20 protein-coding genes are annotated in these 13,847 nt (G+C 54.0%); 5 read left to right on the plus strand and 15 right to left on the minus strand.

All coding sequences use genetic code 11. The annotated features are described in order from the left end of the window. Positions 1–443: 443 nt before the first annotated feature. A complete protein-coding gene (locus tag G7Y43_RS02505) occupies positions 444–1,241 on the minus strand; it encodes an ATP-binding protein (protein ID WP_165043733.1) in 798 nt (265 codons plus the stop codon). Between the two features lie 85 nt (positions 1,242–1,326). On the opposite strand from G7Y43_RS02505, the gene G7Y43_RS02510 reads away from it, so the two are divergent. Beyond that, a complete protein-coding gene (locus tag G7Y43_RS02510; RefSeq protein ID WP_165043736.1) occupies positions 1,327–1,461 on the plus strand; it encodes a hypothetical protein in 135 nt (44 codons plus the stop codon). Between the two features lie 382 nt (positions 1,462–1,843). On the opposite strand, the gene G7Y43_RS02515 is transcribed toward G7Y43_RS02510, so the two are convergent. The 4 genes from G7Y43_RS02515 to G7Y43_RS10750 form a co-directional block, all read right to left on the minus strand. After that, positions 1,844–2,134: an S-4TM family putative pore-forming effector gene (locus G7Y43_RS02515; RefSeq protein ID WP_165043738.1), complete on the minus strand. Its 291-nt coding sequence runs from the start codon at positions 2,132–2,134 to the stop codon at positions 1,844–1,846. 12 nt (positions 2,135–2,146) lie between these two features. After that, entirely contained in the window at positions 2,147–2,410 is a 264-nt protein-coding gene (locus G7Y43_RS02520; RefSeq protein ID WP_165043741.1) for a type II toxin-antitoxin system RelE/ParE family toxin, read from the minus strand. A 1-nt stretch (position 2,411) separates the two neighbouring features. Continuing rightward, the gene (gene relB / locus G7Y43_RS10645; RefSeq protein ID WP_241158116.1) at positions 2,412–2,621 is read right to left on the minus strand and encodes a type II toxin-antitoxin system RelB family antitoxin; all 210 of its coding nucleotides are present in this window, start codon (positions 2,619–2,621) and stop codon (positions 2,412–2,414) included. A gap of 221 nt (positions 2,622–2,842) precedes the next feature. After that, positions 2,843–2,980, minus strand: coding sequence for a zinc-ribbon domain-containing protein (locus tag G7Y43_RS10750; RefSeq protein WP_165043806.1), 138 nt, complete (start codon positions 2,978–2,980; stop codon positions 2,843–2,845). A gap of 347 nt (positions 2,981–3,327) precedes the next feature. On the opposite strand from G7Y43_RS10750, the gene G7Y43_RS02535 reads away from it, so the two are divergent. Next, positions 3,328–3,642, plus strand: a complete 315-nt coding sequence (locus G7Y43_RS02535; protein ID WP_165043743.1) for a hypothetical protein — start codon at positions 3,328–3,330, stop codon at positions 3,640–3,642. A gap of 50 nt (positions 3,643–3,692) precedes the next feature. Here G7Y43_RS02535 and G7Y43_RS02540 read toward each other — a convergent pair whose 3' ends face one another. The 7 genes from G7Y43_RS02540 to G7Y43_RS02570 form a co-directional block, all read right to left on the minus strand. After that, on the minus strand, positions 3,693–4,085 hold the full coding sequence (locus G7Y43_RS02540) for an SMI1/KNR4 family protein (RefSeq protein ID WP_165043746.1): 393 nt from the start codon (positions 4,083–4,085) through the stop codon (positions 3,693–3,695). 3 nt (positions 4,086–4,088) lie between these two features. Continuing rightward, on the minus strand, positions 4,089–5,294 hold the full coding sequence (locus G7Y43_RS02545; protein ID WP_165043748.1) for an HNH/ENDO VII family nuclease: 1,206 nt from the start codon (positions 5,292–5,294) through the stop codon (positions 4,089–4,091). 2 nt (positions 5,295–5,296) lie between these two features. Further along, positions 5,297–6,553: a hypothetical protein gene (locus G7Y43_RS02550; RefSeq protein WP_165043750.1), complete on the minus strand. Its 1,257-nt coding sequence runs from the start codon at positions 6,551–6,553 to the stop codon at positions 5,297–5,299. 334 nt (positions 6,554–6,887) lie between these two features. After that, on the minus strand, positions 6,888–7,154 hold the full coding sequence (locus G7Y43_RS02555) for a hypothetical protein (RefSeq protein WP_165043752.1): 267 nt from the start codon (positions 7,152–7,154) through the stop codon (positions 6,888–6,890). A gap of 188 nt (positions 7,155–7,342) precedes the next feature. After that, positions 7,343–8,098, minus strand: coding sequence for a hypothetical protein (locus G7Y43_RS02560; RefSeq protein WP_165043754.1), 756 nt, complete (start codon positions 8,096–8,098; stop codon positions 7,343–7,345). A gap of 230 nt (positions 8,099–8,328) precedes the next feature. After that, on the minus strand, positions 8,329–8,658 hold the full coding sequence (locus G7Y43_RS02565; RefSeq protein WP_165043756.1) for a type II toxin-antitoxin system PemK/MazF family toxin: 330 nt from the start codon (positions 8,656–8,658) through the stop codon (positions 8,329–8,331). Positions 8,659–8,661: 3 nt separating this feature from the next. After that, positions 8,662–8,898: an AbrB/MazE/SpoVT family DNA-binding domain-containing protein gene (locus G7Y43_RS02570; protein WP_165043758.1), complete on the minus strand. Its 237-nt coding sequence runs from the start codon at positions 8,896–8,898 to the stop codon at positions 8,662–8,664. Positions 8,899–9,593: 695 nt separating this feature from the next. On the opposite strand from G7Y43_RS02570, the gene G7Y43_RS02575 reads away from it, so the two are divergent. Next, positions 9,594–10,964 (plus strand): ATP-binding protein, encoded by a 1,371-nt coding sequence (locus G7Y43_RS02575; protein WP_165043759.1) that lies wholly within the window; start codon positions 9,594–9,596, stop codon positions 10,962–10,964. Between the two features lie 38 nt (positions 10,965–11,002). Here the strand turns inward: G7Y43_RS02575 and G7Y43_RS02580 are convergent, their stop codons facing one another. Beyond that, on the minus strand, positions 11,003–11,212 hold the full coding sequence (locus G7Y43_RS02580; RefSeq protein ID WP_165043761.1) for a DUF2520 domain-containing protein: 210 nt from the start codon (positions 11,210–11,212) through the stop codon (positions 11,003–11,005). Between the two features lie 14 nt (positions 11,213–11,226). Here G7Y43_RS02580 and G7Y43_RS02585 point away from each other — a divergent pair, with 14 nt between their 5' ends. Further along, positions 11,227–11,529 (plus strand): SOS response-associated peptidase, encoded by a 303-nt coding sequence (locus tag G7Y43_RS02585; RefSeq protein WP_255464286.1) that lies wholly within the window; start codon positions 11,227–11,229, stop codon positions 11,527–11,529. A 114-nt stretch (positions 11,530–11,643) separates the two neighbouring features. Here the strand turns inward: G7Y43_RS02585 and G7Y43_RS02590 are convergent, their stop codons facing one another. After that, positions 11,644–12,345 carry a metallophosphoesterase gene (locus G7Y43_RS02590; RefSeq protein WP_165043765.1) on the minus strand — a complete coding sequence of 234 codons (702 nt, stop codon included), beginning with the start codon at positions 12,343–12,345 and terminating at the stop codon, positions 11,644–11,646. Between the two features lie 134 nt (positions 12,346–12,479). Here G7Y43_RS02590 and G7Y43_RS02595 point away from each other — a divergent pair, with 134 nt between their 5' ends. Continuing rightward, positions 12,480–12,983: a hypothetical protein gene (locus G7Y43_RS02595; RefSeq protein ID WP_165043767.1), complete on the plus strand. Its 504-nt coding sequence runs from the start codon at positions 12,480–12,482 to the stop codon at positions 12,981–12,983. Between the two features lie 229 nt (positions 12,984–13,212). Here the strand turns inward: G7Y43_RS02595 and G7Y43_RS02600 are convergent, their stop codons facing one another. Further along, on the minus strand, positions 13,213–13,458 hold the full coding sequence (locus G7Y43_RS02600) for a type II toxin-antitoxin system RelB/DinJ family antitoxin (RefSeq protein WP_165043769.1): 246 nt from the start codon (positions 13,456–13,458) through the stop codon (positions 13,213–13,215). Positions 13,459–13,847 lie beyond the last annotated feature (389 nt).

The following is a 13,847-nucleotide window of genomic DNA, read 5'->3' on the forward strand; positions in this document are numbered from 1 at the left end:
GAAAAAGCGGTGCGCTCCGTGCGCTCGGTGAAGCCACCAGAAACCATCAACTGAGAATGTGAAAACGACTGAGTTCACGAAACAGTATCACTTTGAACTCACCCCTTTTTCGGGGGTCTGAAAACTGTGTTTCCCCAGGAAAACGGTAGGGAGTAATTTTTTTGGCGATACTGCGATTTTAAGGGGTTCCAAGACCGATTTTGTGTGGTCTGCCACTCGGTTTTACAGTATCGGCTGCCGCGCACGAGCTGCCGAAAAGGCGTCACCTTCGTCTCCACGGCTCTAAGCCTCGGAAACTCCCACACTGGATACGTCGTTGCTTGCCCGCTGTCCAACCTTACTCTGACCTACTCTAACCTGCTCTGCCCGCAGGTTAGAGTCCCCATCTGCGGAAACGAAGCGGCAGCAGCTTGTTGCGTCATTTTACTCTAACCTACTCTGACCTACCGGAGGGTGTAGTACTGTGACGGGTCGTTGGTGCTCGTACCGTGCCAAACAAGCAGACCCTTGTCCACCAGCGACTTGAGCGTTTTGCGTGCTACTTTCACGCTGCGCCCCATGTGGTTCGCCAAACCGGCCACGTTGGCACGACCCCTGCCAAAAACGTACTGCAGCGCCTCGCGCTCATACTCGCTGAGCGTCCCGTAGAGGTCATTACTCACACGATCCCTCAGGTTTTCTTTTTGCCGCTTTGCGCGCGTTTCTATGTTGTTCTTCAAGGTGAGCATGACTGATGCGTTGTTCGGCTCCGTGAATTCCGGCGGATCCAGAAACAAGTCGCGTATCTCGTCGTAAATACGGCCGACGCCCTCATTCAGCTCGCGCACCCAGCCAAACTCGATGAGCGTACGGGCAATGACGGGGTTTCTCGACCAGCGTGTATGTCGCATGTTCTCCACTGTCACCAGGTTGGGAAGCTTGCCGGGACTCTGTATCCCCATGCGGTCGTCGAAGATGGATATGCGGATGTAGTCACCGCTGTATCCGTAATTACGGTACGTTATCGCGTTGAACATCCCTTCGAACCAGCTGAACTCGGGGTATTCGGGGACTTCCTTGAACAGGCCGTCTTCGCCGAGGAACTGGAAGTCGCGCAGCTGCTCGGAGATCATAGCCTTGGCGCCGTCTACCACCTTCGGTATCGGGCCGTCGAATGTGCGGTCCTTCACGATGTTTAGTCTGCGCCCGGTCTCGCGCTTAACGCCGTCGTAGCGCAGCACTCGCACGCGGGCCCACGGCATGAACTGATGGATTATGAAACGGCGTACCGACTCACCGTGAAATCACACACCGATTGGCATGTAATACTCAACTTACGAGGAATTCATGACCGTGCTCGATGGCATTGGCTTGGATTTCACCAGCGCGGTGCGCTCCTTCATCAAACAGACCGCAAAGGAGCAGAGTCTCCCCTTCAGGCCCTGCCTCGCTGCAACACAGGACGAACCTGAGGACAAATAGCTATATTCGCTAGAGCGTGACATCTTGATGCAAAATCGAATCGACTCATTGGGATGATTTCCCGATGAGTCGATTTTCGTATGCGGTCCCTGTCTACACAAATGCGAGACACTAATGATTCAGCGCGGCTCTTTTGACAGCCTTCATCCCCCTATCGCGCTTCTCTTTTTGCTTCATCGCGTTTGCCCACGCTGTATAGATATCTTCGAAATCCCCCGAGGCCGCCTTGCGGCAGAATCCTCGATTGATTTCCAGAATCAAAGGGCCATGACAATCTCTTGCCCTAAGCCCCGAGCCGCATTCGCATGCAAGATGCCCCCTGTATTTGAGATTTCCCGTAGCTTGGGCTAGCAATCTTATTGCAGCCAAGGAGTCATTAACATCAAACAGTTCGCGGTATGCTTCTAAAATGCCAAGGCTCCCATGGCTCCTGTCGCCCGAAGATCGCCGCCCCGCACATCATCAGGGCTTCCGTAACCAGGAACACCGCGATATCTGCGGTGATGACGCCTGCAATTTGAAGAAAAGTAACCGCGACAGGGGGAACGACCGAAAGGGCTATTTGCAAATACTTGAAGATCTTGGCTTTGGAGTACAGGCGTCTTTGTGCCGCCAGCAACCTGATGTTGGATTCCTGCTCTTGTCTTGTAATAATCGCCTTACCGTCGTTCAAACGCAATCCCTTCTAGCTATAAATATCCCGCCTGTGGCCAATTTCGATAGCGAGCACCACAAGCTCTTCATCCCTGATCTCGCAGAGCACGCGATAGTCTCCCACGCGGTAGCGCCATTTTCCGGACCTGTTAGCGGTTAGCCCCTTGCCGTGAGCGCGGGGGTCTGAGCAACTATCAATGTTCTTCAGCAGCCAGGCGACGATTACGCGCCTGACCCCGGGATCCATCTTCGACAGCTGTTTGTCGGCTTTCTTGGAAAACTCCAGGCGCCACATGCTAGAGGTACTTCTTTGCTATCTCGGCTGCAGAGATGGTTACCGGGTCAGAGTCGAACTCAGCCTTGGCCTCTTCCCAAGCCTTAAGGTCAAGCTCGTCTTCGATTCGCTCCAGCGCAACCTTGCGCATGAACTCGGAAACGGATATTCCGAACGCAGCAGCGTAATCGGAAATGAGAGCTTTCTCCTCGCTCTCCAGCCTAATTGTCATTGTTGCACTCGCCATCTTAGCCTCCTTAATACTTGTAAGACATTGTAGCACAACACCTCGCTGGCAACAAGGCTCTCACCCTGACGTAAGTCCAAGAGCCCATCAATAAGACGTAGGGATGGAGGGATGGAGGGATGGAGGGATGTGATCCAGACAGCTCACTCACATCCCCAACTCCTTTCAAAGGTGCTCGGTAGCGCGACCGAGCACCGCCATATAATCTAATTGAGCTTGATTGGTCTCTCGGGCTTCTTCCTGCCAGAGTAGTATGGACAATAGTCAGGTCTTGCCTTCACGCGATTTTTCACAGTCATCTCGTAAACATGCCCACACTTATCTTTCCACCAGACCTTCTTGATGCTCTTCCTATCTACTAGTGGTCAGTTAAGCATTAGCTCCCTATCCATGTAGCCGACCACGGTGGCATCTGCGCGAACGCGTGCCATCCATTGCAACTCCTTGCCACGCATGCTCGTCCCTATGGCTTCCCTTATTCGACACACGCTCGCACGGAACCGCTTGCCTCCGCAAGGGTCGCGATACTTTTCCGATTTCCTTTCGAGGAGAAGGCTTCGACGCATGACCTCGAAAGCAAGTCGGAAAACTAGCTCAGCGGGAATAAGCAATCTCACGTGCCACTTCGCTTATTCCCCTTGCACAGGTCGCGAACCCGCGCGCATGCGATCTCACAAGGCAAGCCGCAGGGGTGAGCCGCAAGAACAAGGAGGTCGCAAATGGAAAGTATCTGCTTGATGGCCGCCTGGTAGGCGCCATCCGCGGTGTGCTTGCCTTGCGCTGCGCCACCGCTGTCGTTAACGACCGGGTTGCCGTCCGCGTCGGTCTTCGTGTGCTTGCCTACGCCTGCGTCCGCTTGTTGGGTTTACCCCGCTTGCTGTTGCTGTTGCGCGAACGTTTGCCCCGCCGTTTGCTGCTGCGCCGCTGCCTGCGTCCCGCCATCGTTCTCACCAGCCATTTCAAACCGCCTCTCCGTGTTCGGGGACGGCATAAAGAAACCGCCTAGTTCTCCATGCGGATAATCTAGGCGGCTGTCACAAGCTAATGTTTAACAGGCTAAGAAGCTATATACTCGCTTAGGCTTTCGCAAACTTTCTCCGGTTTACTGCCGGGCATAGTTTGAAAGATTGCGCCGTGCTCGTCTTGCCAAATTGCGATTCGATCGACACGCGCTTGCTCTACTACGTAGAGATTTGTGGGCACGCCTGGATTTCGCAGCCGTTCGGCTTCGGTTACAGATACAACGTTAATGCGTATGCTTTCCGATATGCCGGTCAACTCGTGTCCGTTTGCGGATGCATCACCGAATGCTTCAAGATACTCGCGGTATTCACTAGAAAAGGTCAGTCCGAGCTTCTGCTCAGCGGATTTGATATCTTCTACGCTAGCACCGTTTGCTGGATAGAAATCCGGCAATGCGCGTATCGTTTCTGCGAAGTCACCTTTCATTGCCTAGCCTCCAATCTTTGCTGCAAAGGCTTTCCAGATTGCCTGCCGTTGCTTATCCCACGCTGAGCCGAGCTGTGCCTGCACGCCCTCTGCGCCTTCGGCCAAGAAGCCGTGTAGGGCTGGGTTGTCATGCTCCGAGGTCGTAAGCATAGCCAGCGTTCCATCGGCGTTTTGCCCGACGTGGTGTAGCTCTATCGTTTCCCCGTTCTTGGTTAACGGCGCAAGGCCTTGCTTCATTCTCTCCAGGTTAGTTCTACCCTTGTCGTCCTTAAGCGCCAACTCGATTTCGCGCGTAAGCATCGACTTGCCGTCGACCATAGTAGGCTTCAATCCGGCGTTCTTGAATACGTTGTACTCTTCGGTGCCATGGAACTGTTTGATGACGTCGAGCGGATACTTCGATTCCTTCTGGATGGCGGCTGCTTCGTTCATGGTGAGACCGTTAAGCGTCGCCCCCTTGAGCGCCATTGCTTCACTAGCACCACCGGTAAGCGCGCCGCTGATTGCACCCCACTTGAATCCCTCGCTTGCACCGAGAGCAGCCGATTTAAGCGCCTGGTCCATGTCGCCGGTCTGTATGCCGGTCACGGCTCCCGCCGATACGCCGCCGATTAGCCCGCCGGAAACTGCGCCTATGGTTCCTGCTTTCGCTGCCGTTGCGAAAACCGTGCTTACTGCCGGTAGCGCTGCGCCACCTGACACAACGCTGACGGTAACGCATACGAGTATTACGCCGCTGCCGATAGCTACATTGCGAATTGCCTGATCGTATGTGTCGTCATAGGCTTCGAATTCCTTAACGGTTGTGTTTCCGCTGTCGTCGGTGGTGAATATGTATCGCTTTCCCTGGAATTGCTGGTCGAGTTCGGAAAGCGTGTACCCGAAGAATATATTCTCCTGCGAGTTGTATGCCAGCTCGTCGATGTATTCCTGCGACACGAACACAGCTTCGACGTTTTCGACGAGGTACTTGTCGCTATCGAGTTCTCCCACCAAATCGTCGTAGACCGTATCCTCAACGTATCGCAGAAGCGCTGGGTCACTCAGGCTCGTGAATGAATCAATCGCCGCCTTGTCTGCGAACTCAATGGTTGAGGTTTGCGTTTGCGTTTGCGTTTGGGTTTCGCTTGTCGCCTTGCTGCCGCATCCCGACAGCAAGGCGACCATGGCAACGGTTACCGCTGTCGCCACGAATCTCTTCCAAATCATTGCTACACCTCGCTTGGCGGTACGTCATCGTCAGCTGCCTTCTTCTTGCCACGTCCCCGAAGTGCGAAGACGAGCGCCAGCACAATCACGATTCCCACAGCGATTGGTATCGCCACTGGGAATCCGCCTTTGTCTTCCTCAACCGCGGGTTTCGTCGTTTCCCCTTCGTCAGTTGGAAGAGCCTCGACTACCGTCTGGCCCGCTTTCACGAGCGTCCCATCGTCGCCAACGGTTGCGCCATCAGCGAGCATCGTCTTAATCTCCGAAACCGGCTTGCCCGTCTTCGCATGCGCTTTTAGCACTGGGTCGGCGCCGACGTAGATCATCTTCTCCGTGCTCTGGCCTGTGTAGCGGTTCGTCACCTTGAAGGTGTACACACCTTCGTCCGTGAATTCCTCTCCATCTCTTGCCGGCTTATTGAAACGCGTGTCGGCCACGAGCTCGTTTCCGTTGTCCGCAAGCATCTCTTTCTTCACATCGATGTTCAGGTAGCGCGAACGCGCTAGATCGAGCCTGAAACCGTTCTCGGTGAAGGCCGTGTTGGTGAGTTCGTTTCCCGTCTTGACGTCGAACGGATACACCATGCAATTCCCATTCCTGACCTTGATATTGAAGCGCATCGTGTAATCAGTCACGCCGGGAAATACCTCGATGTTCACCCAGGGCAATCTTCCGTGGTTGACGTTCTTGATCGAGTAATCCAACACGACCTCGTAGTCGCCCTCTTCGAAGGTCTTTACGACGGTGTCGGCCCCTTGGGCTACGCCGTCAAGGTAATTCGTATAGACAGTTGGCTCGTGCCGGTTGTTCTGGTAATCCGTGTATCGGATGATGAGCGTGCCACGTCCGAAATCCTGCTGTGGAACGCCGAGGCGCTGGTCATACCCGTTCGGGTCGGTGTCGATCGTCACGTCCGAGTTGCCGTTTAGCTGGTTGATGTCCTGTTGAAGGTTGAAAGTCAACGTGACTTCATCCCCAACGTTCTTCAGGAATACGGGCGTCCCGTTATCGTCGGAAACCCTCGTGTAATCGCTTACGAGGAAGCGTCCGAGCTCCCAGCTATAGTGGATGTCGTCTTTCCCTATCGCGTTGTCCTCGGAATAGCCCGTGTCAGTCCCCGCGTTCACAGACTCGCCGAGATAGTATCTCGTGCCGTCTTGGCTTTCGCCCTCTGCCATTGCCACCGTTGGTAAAGCGAGCGTTGCTGCTGCGAATAATGCAACGAGGAATACCCCAATCTTAGAAATCTTGATATCCATGTTGTCACCAGCTTTTGAACGTGGTTTGCGCGTCTGTGCCATTATCCCACTCTTGCTAGTTGTTATTGAAAATCGTAGCTTGATGACCAACATTTATTGAGCGGTTGGATTCAGTAGTCTTCATACCCGCGCCCCAGGCACAAAGAAAGCGCCGGAGGTAGGTGTATTACACACCGTTCGGGCGCTTTGCTAACCGTATAGTACCCTATTCCTACTTGATGTCAATCACTTCGGCGCGACGGTTCACAAAAAGCAGATGCCGCATGCTGTGCAGTACGGCCGAGCTTTTGCGCAGCTCGCGCTCCACCTGGGCGTCAGAAACCTTCTTCATCCGTCACGAGTCGAACACCACACACTTCGCCTGATGCAGCGCCTTGCGCACGTTCTTGTCTACAGCGGACGCCTTGTCCGAGGTCGGTGCCTTGAATTCCCACAGCTCACCGTTGATAAGCACATCGGCGGAGTGTACGCGCTTCTGCTCACTGCGTCGCACAAACTCCACGACATAGCCAGCTATAGACAGCGCCTCTGCCGTCTTCAACTCGTGGGGCCAGACGTTTGCTCCCGACCCTATGATAACTATACCCTTGCTCTTGTTCATGGCGACCAGTATACAAGCCCTAACCTTCCATTGGGCTTGTGTTTTGGTGTTGCATACAGATCCCAGGCCTGTATTATTGCCCGTCTCACTGCTTGCAGGTCTATCGCCGATCGAGCGTGCACTAGTCAAGCTCCTTTCGGATGGCTGGGAGAGCTTTACGGATCAGCTCGTAGAGATGCCCAAAGCGTCTACTCGTCGGGATCAGAGCGCCACTGCACGCAGATTTCGTCGAGCCAGCCTTCGTCCTTGACCCCGCTAACTCCTTTGTAGGGCACCGAGCGTGCCGGGCCCATCTTGTAGTTCTTGCACGACAGCGGCCCGTAGCAGAAGGACTCGAAGCGCTTCCGCTCGACGTTGCGGTCGAAGTCGTACTGGATGGTGACGTTGGCCATTGAGGCCCAGACGCAGCGGAAGCACTTGCCTTTCCAGCACGGCTTCGCGAGCATCCGGGCGCCCCGCCACGAGTAGACCTCGAGCGGGGGCGCGGCTACGGTCCAGGGCGGGCCGGGATAGTCGCAAGAGCGCACACGCGGAATGGGCGTGCCGTCGTAGAGCGGATCGCCGTCGGTTGACACAGGCATCTCGGGGACGTCACCAACGCGTTCGATCGCCTTGAGCGCGCCCGCGCGGTATAAGTCGGCGAACTCGCATTCGGGATAAAGTGGCGTCCAGGCAGTGCCCCTGGCCTTGTCGCCGATGTGGAACCTGAGCTTCTCCTGCTGCTTCTCCGACACAGCGACGCAGAAGTCGTACGCTTCGCCGCCGCACCTGGAAAACTTGAACGAGGCGCCCGTATCGGATACATGCGCCTCGCCCCTCACAAACACATTGTAGCCGACCTCCCTGTGGGTCCGATTGTCGACGAGGTAGCGCCACACCGTGCTTCTCGGCTGAACCGACACGACCTCGCCCTCCCACACGACCTTCACCTGCGAAGCATCCATTCGAGCCTCCCGCGTTGGTTATACATGCTTGCTTGCAATTCATAACAGGTAATGAACCTGTTTCATCGGTTTCAGAACCATCGCCAACTCCACTGAAAACGCCGTCGGGCAGCCAGGTATCGTACAGATCTTTGCCTCCGTTAGTCGGCCTGTTGTCGTCAGACAGAGGGACAATCTGAGTCCGCACGATGCGTTGGCGCCTTCCTGATTTTCCTACATATCGTACGCCATCATATGAACGAGTGGATGAGTTCATCGACATCGCGCATGAACGACCCGCGCGGGTCGACGTTCTCGACAAACCTCGGATGCCGGGCGTCCAGGTCGAAGGCGCGCAATTGCTCGACAGCCACGACGCCGTATGTTTCCAATCCAGCAGGCAACTCCAGGTGAAGAGGGAAGGGATTCGCACGCGTGGTGATGGGACATACGAGTGTCATGCTGGTGGAGATGTTGAACTTGTCGCGGCTCACAACGAGCGCGGATCGCCGGCCTGTCGGCTCGTGGCAAGCTGATGGGCTGAAGTCGAACTCAACTATGTCCCCCTTGCAAAAGATCATGGTCTACCACATCTCCTTGCCCATGGGTGCGCCCCAGTCGTACTCGCCAGGCATGGGCCCATCATAGTCCTTCATGAGCGCGTCGAGTGTGCAGGCGCGCTGCGGGCGCACGGTGAGCGCGCCCTTACCCTCGTCGAGCTCGACCGCATCGCCGACCGCGATGCCGAGCCGCTCGCATATGTCGTGGGGTATGACAATCCCCTGGGAGTTTCCCCATTTCCGCAACGTCGCGGTCGCCATGATTCGCCTCCATCGTTGGTTATACATGTCTAATTTTATTCTAGACCAGCCATGTCCTCAGGTCAAGGGGCTTGGTGTGAAAGCAGACATGTATTCGAGTCGGTAGGGGCTACAACCTCGCCATCATAAGCACGCCCACGAAAGCTACTTGGATCACGACTAGAGCCGCCCCGCTGGCGACCAACAGATTACAGCCCAGGGATCTGAGCTCGCTTATCCGCCCAGGAACGGCGCACATTGGTATTTTCGGGAGGAGCAGCTCACCCAGTCCGACCCCCGCGATCGAGCCTTGGAGATCAGGCTTCCGCAGGAGCTTCCTGGGGGAAGGCTCGATGGGGGAACCCTCTACTGACGGGCGCAAACAATACATCGGCAGAAAGCCGAGAACTTCGCAATACGATTAATTGTTTCTAGTGCCTAAGGGAAACATAACCCACCCATGAGAAACGTGCGCATGCTCGACGCACACAACTAGGCGGAACCGTTCCTGGTACAGACAGTATTCCACGAATCACAGACGCACCGAGTACGGCCCGACGTTAGATTGGTTACCCGTCCATCAGTAGACCGAAGGACAGTAACTTAGGTTGCGTATTGTGGGAGATTTTAGAGTTTATTATCTTGCGCATTACGGGATTACTTGGAATAATGAATACTGCGCAATGCGGATCACACCTAGACGCTTGAGGTGCCTTATGGAATTGCAGCGTAAGATATACGACAAGATTCAAAGATGGAAAGAGGAATCCCAGGGGTCTCGCGCCCTGCTAATAGAAGGTGCTCGGCGCGTGGGGAAATCAACCATAGCTGAACGTTTCGCACAAGAGCAATATCGCTCATACGTCCTCGTTGATTTCAACAAGGCTCCTAAGAGCATGCGTGACAACTTCGAAAACATCGACCAGCTTGATATTTTCTTCCAAAACCTCTCATTGCACTACAACACCCGTCTCTATCCTCGGGAATCCCTCGTCATTTTCGATGAGATCCAGCGTTTCCCTAAAGCCCGAGAGGCCATAAAGTACCTGGTAGCTGACGGCCGGTTCGATTTCCTTGAAACAGGATCCCTTATCTCCATTCGCGAGAACGTCGAGGGAATCACGGTGCCCTCAGAGGAGCGTAAGATCAAGATGCACCCGTTGGATTTCGAGGAGTTCGCCCATGCGCTCGGTGAGGAGATGCTTATCGAGCACATCCGTGGCTGCTGGGAGGAGCGCACGCCGCTCGCCCGGCCGCTTCACGAGCGCGCTATGCGACTGTTCAAGGAATACCTCCTTGTAGGTGGCATGCCGAGAAGTGTTGTCGCGTACGTGGAGGGTAATCGCGATTTCTATGCCGCAGATGTCGAGAAACGGGATATCCTCGAACTGTATCGGGATGACATCAAGAAGGCGGCGAGGCGGTACAGCTCCCGCGTTTCAGGGCTCTTCGATCAGATTCCGGGATACCTCTCGGCCCACGACAAGAAGGTGGTTCTGAGCGCCATCAATTCTGACGGGCGCTTCAGTGAATACGATGACCCTCTGTTCTGGCTGGGCGATTCAATGATATGCAACCTGTGCTACCGGACGACCGACCCCAATGTGGGGTTTGCTCTCACTGCGGACGCCTCCTCCGTGAAATGCTACCTTGGCGACACCGGCCTTCTGGTCAGCCATGCGTTCAGCGAGAACGAAATCACTGAGTCGCAGCTTTACCGCGAGATCATGGAGGGGAGGCTCGCATTGAACAAAGGCATGCTCTACGAGAATATGATCGCCCAGATGCTCACCGCTATCGGGAAGAAGCTGTACTACTACTCCCGCTACAGCAAGGAGAAACACCGTAACGACGTGGAGATAGACTTCCTCCTCTCGAACGGGAGCAAGACAGGGTTCAAGGTGTTCCCAGTCGAGGTGAAGTCGTCGAAGAACTACAGCGCAGTCTCGCTTGGGAAGTTCAGGGAACTTTACCCGAATCGGATAGCCGAATCGTTCATTGTTCACCCGAAACCGTTGTTACGGGAGGAGGGGCTAACCAGGATTCCCCCATACATGGTGTTCTGTGCGTTCGATCAACCGCAGTAGTTGTTTCTGTCAAGGCCGGCTTACGTGCGTTCTGATCTTTATCGTTTGCTGTTGAAGGGGTTCGCGACGTCGGGTTCGAGTGTGCCGGTAAGTGGCGCGTAGTTGCGGTTGGGGTGCTTGGCCTGCGCGATGCCAACGAGCGCGCGGTAGAGGCGGGCAGTTGCGGGGTCGTGCGCATCGAGCGCACGCAGGTGCCCTTCGACGGTGGCTTCATCGTTGCGCTCGACGGACCCCGTGAGGGCTCCCACCGCACCGCTGCGTCATTCCGGTATGCATGTTCTTCGAGACACATCGCGATGAGACCTTCCTCTCAGCGAAGACCGGCAAGCCCGTCAAGCGCCAGTACGAGTTTAGCGTTCCCGAACAAAACGTCGTCCTCATCGGCTTCACTTGGAGAGGCAACGCGTTTTCCATGGTAACCACCGAGACAAACACCGACATGGCACCGACTCACCACCGTATACCGCTCATCGTGCGTCAGGAGGAACTGCCTCTTTGGTTCGGCCCTGGCTACCGAACGCTCGCCGATCGTTCGGACATAAGACTCGATGTGAGACACACTTAGATTGAGATCGGTGGCTGTGTTCAGTCAAGAACCAGGTGCAGCTCTTGACCCGGAAGAGACGCATCGCGTTGTCGCTGACGAACAAGGTACAGGCATCGATTAATATCACATGCTTTAGTCCAGATCAAATGGTTCTATGTTTTCGAACATGAACTGCAATTTGCCCGCGCGTTTTCCGATATGCCAATGCCCACAGTACCACTTTCGGTAGCTTAGCTTCTTCTCGATCTCATCAAGCCAAAGCTCGGTGCTTTTGTCTACCGTACTCTGGTCGACTCCATCGATATATGCTTCAGTTGGCTCGAAGGAGATCGGACAGGTGTGAGTAAGTACGGCGTCAACTCTCCACCCAAGCGAATCGAGCTTACTCTCTACTCGAGTCTTGATTTTCTCATTGGGCTGTTCGTCAGCAAACCAGCTCCAACCGCGCATGAGCCGATAATGCTTGTCCACGCTGTACGCACCGCCGATGACGATGACAGAGACACCGTCGAAATCGTACACTTCGCCGTCTTTGGCAAACAAGAGGTTAGGATACGTATCCTCAACGTAGACGATACCGCCCCGCCATTCGATTTCCCGGTAAAGATGGGGAAGTGACTGCGGGCGAGCCTCGTGATTACCGTGGATACAGAAAAGTGTAGCAGGAATCTTAGCTACAAGCTTTTTTGCTTGAAGATCCCTCTCATTGAGGAAGTAGTTCACACCTGCGTCTCCCAAGACAACAAGCACGTCATGTTTGGACAGGTTATTTGAAGCACAAAAGTGCTTTATGGGCTTGAAATTCCCGTGCGTATCTCCAGTTATGTAGAACATGGTCGCCCCTTCACTATTCTTTAAGCTAAATTACTGAAATTATTATACTTGTTATTTAATATTACGTAATTTTATACTATATTGTAGGAAGTAAGAGATTCTAACGGCATTTTACATAAGTGTAGGGGGCATCAATGAAGACGTTTACTTCCGCTAGCGCAGCTAAGTACCTAAAGAGCCTTCAGGACAAAAAGGATCATCTCATCAGCACAGAGAAAAACAACTGCGTGTATCAGCTCGCTCCAGGCGAGGAAGCTGATCCTCCCGAGTACGACTACGAGGCTATGCGTCGCGAAATCGCGGAGATCGACGATCAGATGAGGGCTATTCGCCATGCCCTGCACGTGTTCAACGCCAACGAGGTACTACCCGCGAGCGGCATAACCATCGATGAGACACTAATTCTGCTAGCCCAGCTGAGCAGCGAGAAGAGTCGTCTTTTCACCATGCGCTCACGGCAGCCTAAGGAGCGCATGTCTAGCGGGTATTTCCGTGGCGATTCTATCGAGTACCGCTTCGCAAACTACGACTTGGCCAAAGCCGAAAAGGACTACCTCGAGGTGTCAGAACGAGTCTCAAACCTTCAGCTGGAACTGGATTTGTGCAATCAGACGCGAACTTTCGAGGTTAACGTGTAGGATTCGCTTTCCGAGCATAGGCGGTCACCCTTTGACAAGAGTATGCTAACTCCTTAACGCGTTATTGTATATGGTTGGTGTTGATTGTGGTTTTGTAGTCTTTTGTGGGTTGGGGCAAGCCGTTACGGTACATTGGAAGAGTTGATCTTCTACCCTCTCCCGCCTGTGCTGAAAACTTCGCGGTGCCATTCAAGTGCCGTGCGGCGCTGAAGTTCGGTTTCAAGCGCTACTACTGAGAAGTGCCTGAAAAGTGAGGCACTTCGACAAGGGCATAGCTAACGTTTGGTTTGCACACTGATTCGTGAGACTTGCGAGGTTTGGTTGTCACTTCAAAGGGAATGCGGCTTTCGCGCACAGACTGACTCACAAAAATATTAATGGCGGTGGTCAGGCTCATGCCAAGCTGATCAAACAGAGCTTCTGCTTCCTTCTTGAGACCCTCGTCCATTCGGACAGTAATGTTCACATTGGCCACGGTCGCCTCCCATAGTGATCGTTTTGCTTAAGTGCATTCAGTTAGTGCTTAACTCACTGCATTATACCCGTTCGCATGCATCCCTTTGATTCTATGTGGCAATGATCAAAAACAAGGCCGATCACTATGGGGTTTAGTTTTATCCAAAGGCGTCATTCACAAAAGAAGGTTCCGATCAGGGGGTTTCCTTGGCGATGCCCTGGATGGTGATTTCGTTAAGCTTATTCAGCAAGGATTCAATCGATGAAGAAACTCGGTCTTCTGTTTCTAGCGCCAAAAAATGAGCGTTATTCCGCTAATTGTTAAGCACTATTCCATCAATTAATGAACGCCTTGAGAAATCATACAAATGTATGGTTTTATCAAGCGAATAACTCAACAACACAGAG

Source organism: Adlercreutzia sp. ZJ138 (genome assembly GCF_011038935.1).
GTDB lineage: Bacteria > Actinomycetota > Coriobacteriia > Coriobacteriales > Eggerthellaceae > ZJ141.

Excerpts from the sequence above, each read along its gene's own strand:
- G7Y43_RS02505 (WP_165043733.1), bottom strand. The coding sequence starts at position 1,241 with ATGCCGTGGGCCCGCGTGCGAGTGCTGCGCTACGACGGCGTTAAGCGC.
- G7Y43_RS02540 (WP_165043746.1), bottom strand. The coding sequence starts at position 4,085 with ATGAAAGGTGACTTCGCAGAAACGATACGCGCATTGCCGGATTTCTAT.
- G7Y43_RS02560 (WP_165043754.1), bottom strand. The coding sequence starts at position 8,098 with ATGGATGCTTCGCAGGTGAAGGTCGTGTGGGAGGGCGAGGTCGTGTCG.
- G7Y43_RS02555 (WP_165043752.1), bottom strand. The coding sequence starts at position 7,154 with ATGAACAAGAGCAAGGGTATAGTTATCATAGGGTCGGGAGCAAACGTC.
- G7Y43_RS02590 (WP_165043765.1), bottom strand. The coding sequence starts at position 12,345 with ATGTTCTACATAACTGGAGATACGCACGGGAATTTCAAGCCCATAAAG.
- G7Y43_RS02595 (WP_165043767.1), top strand. The coding sequence starts at position 12,480 with ATGAAGACGTTTACTTCCGCTAGCGCAGCTAAGTACCTAAAGAGCCTT.
- G7Y43_RS02550 (WP_165043750.1), bottom strand. The coding sequence starts at position 6,553 with ATGGATATCAAGATTTCTAAGATTGGGGTATTCCTCGTTGCATTATTC.
- G7Y43_RS02545 (WP_165043748.1), bottom strand. The coding sequence starts at position 5,294 with ATGATTTGGAAGAGATTCGTGGCGACAGCGGTAACCGTTGCCATGGTC.
- G7Y43_RS02575 (WP_165043759.1), top strand. The coding sequence starts at position 9,594 with ATGGAATTGCAGCGTAAGATATACGACAAGATTCAAAGATGGAAAGAG.
- G7Y43_RS02510 (WP_165043736.1), top strand. The coding sequence starts at position 1,327 with ATGACCGTGCTCGATGGCATTGGCTTGGATTTCACCAGCGCGGTGCGC.
- G7Y43_RS02570 (WP_165043758.1), bottom strand. The coding sequence starts at position 8,898 with ATGGCGACCGCGACGTTGCGGAAATGGGGAAACTCCCAGGGGATTGTC.
- relB (WP_241158116.1), bottom strand. The coding sequence starts at position 2,621 with ATGACAATTAGGCTGGAGAGCGAGGAGAAAGCTCTCATTTCCGATTAC.
- G7Y43_RS02565 (WP_165043756.1), bottom strand. The coding sequence starts at position 8,658 with ATGATCTTTTGCAAGGGGGACATAGTTGAGTTCGACTTCAGCCCATCA.
- G7Y43_RS02520 (WP_165043741.1), bottom strand. The coding sequence starts at position 2,410 with ATGTGGCGCCTGGAGTTTTCCAAGAAAGCCGACAAACAGCTGTCGAAG.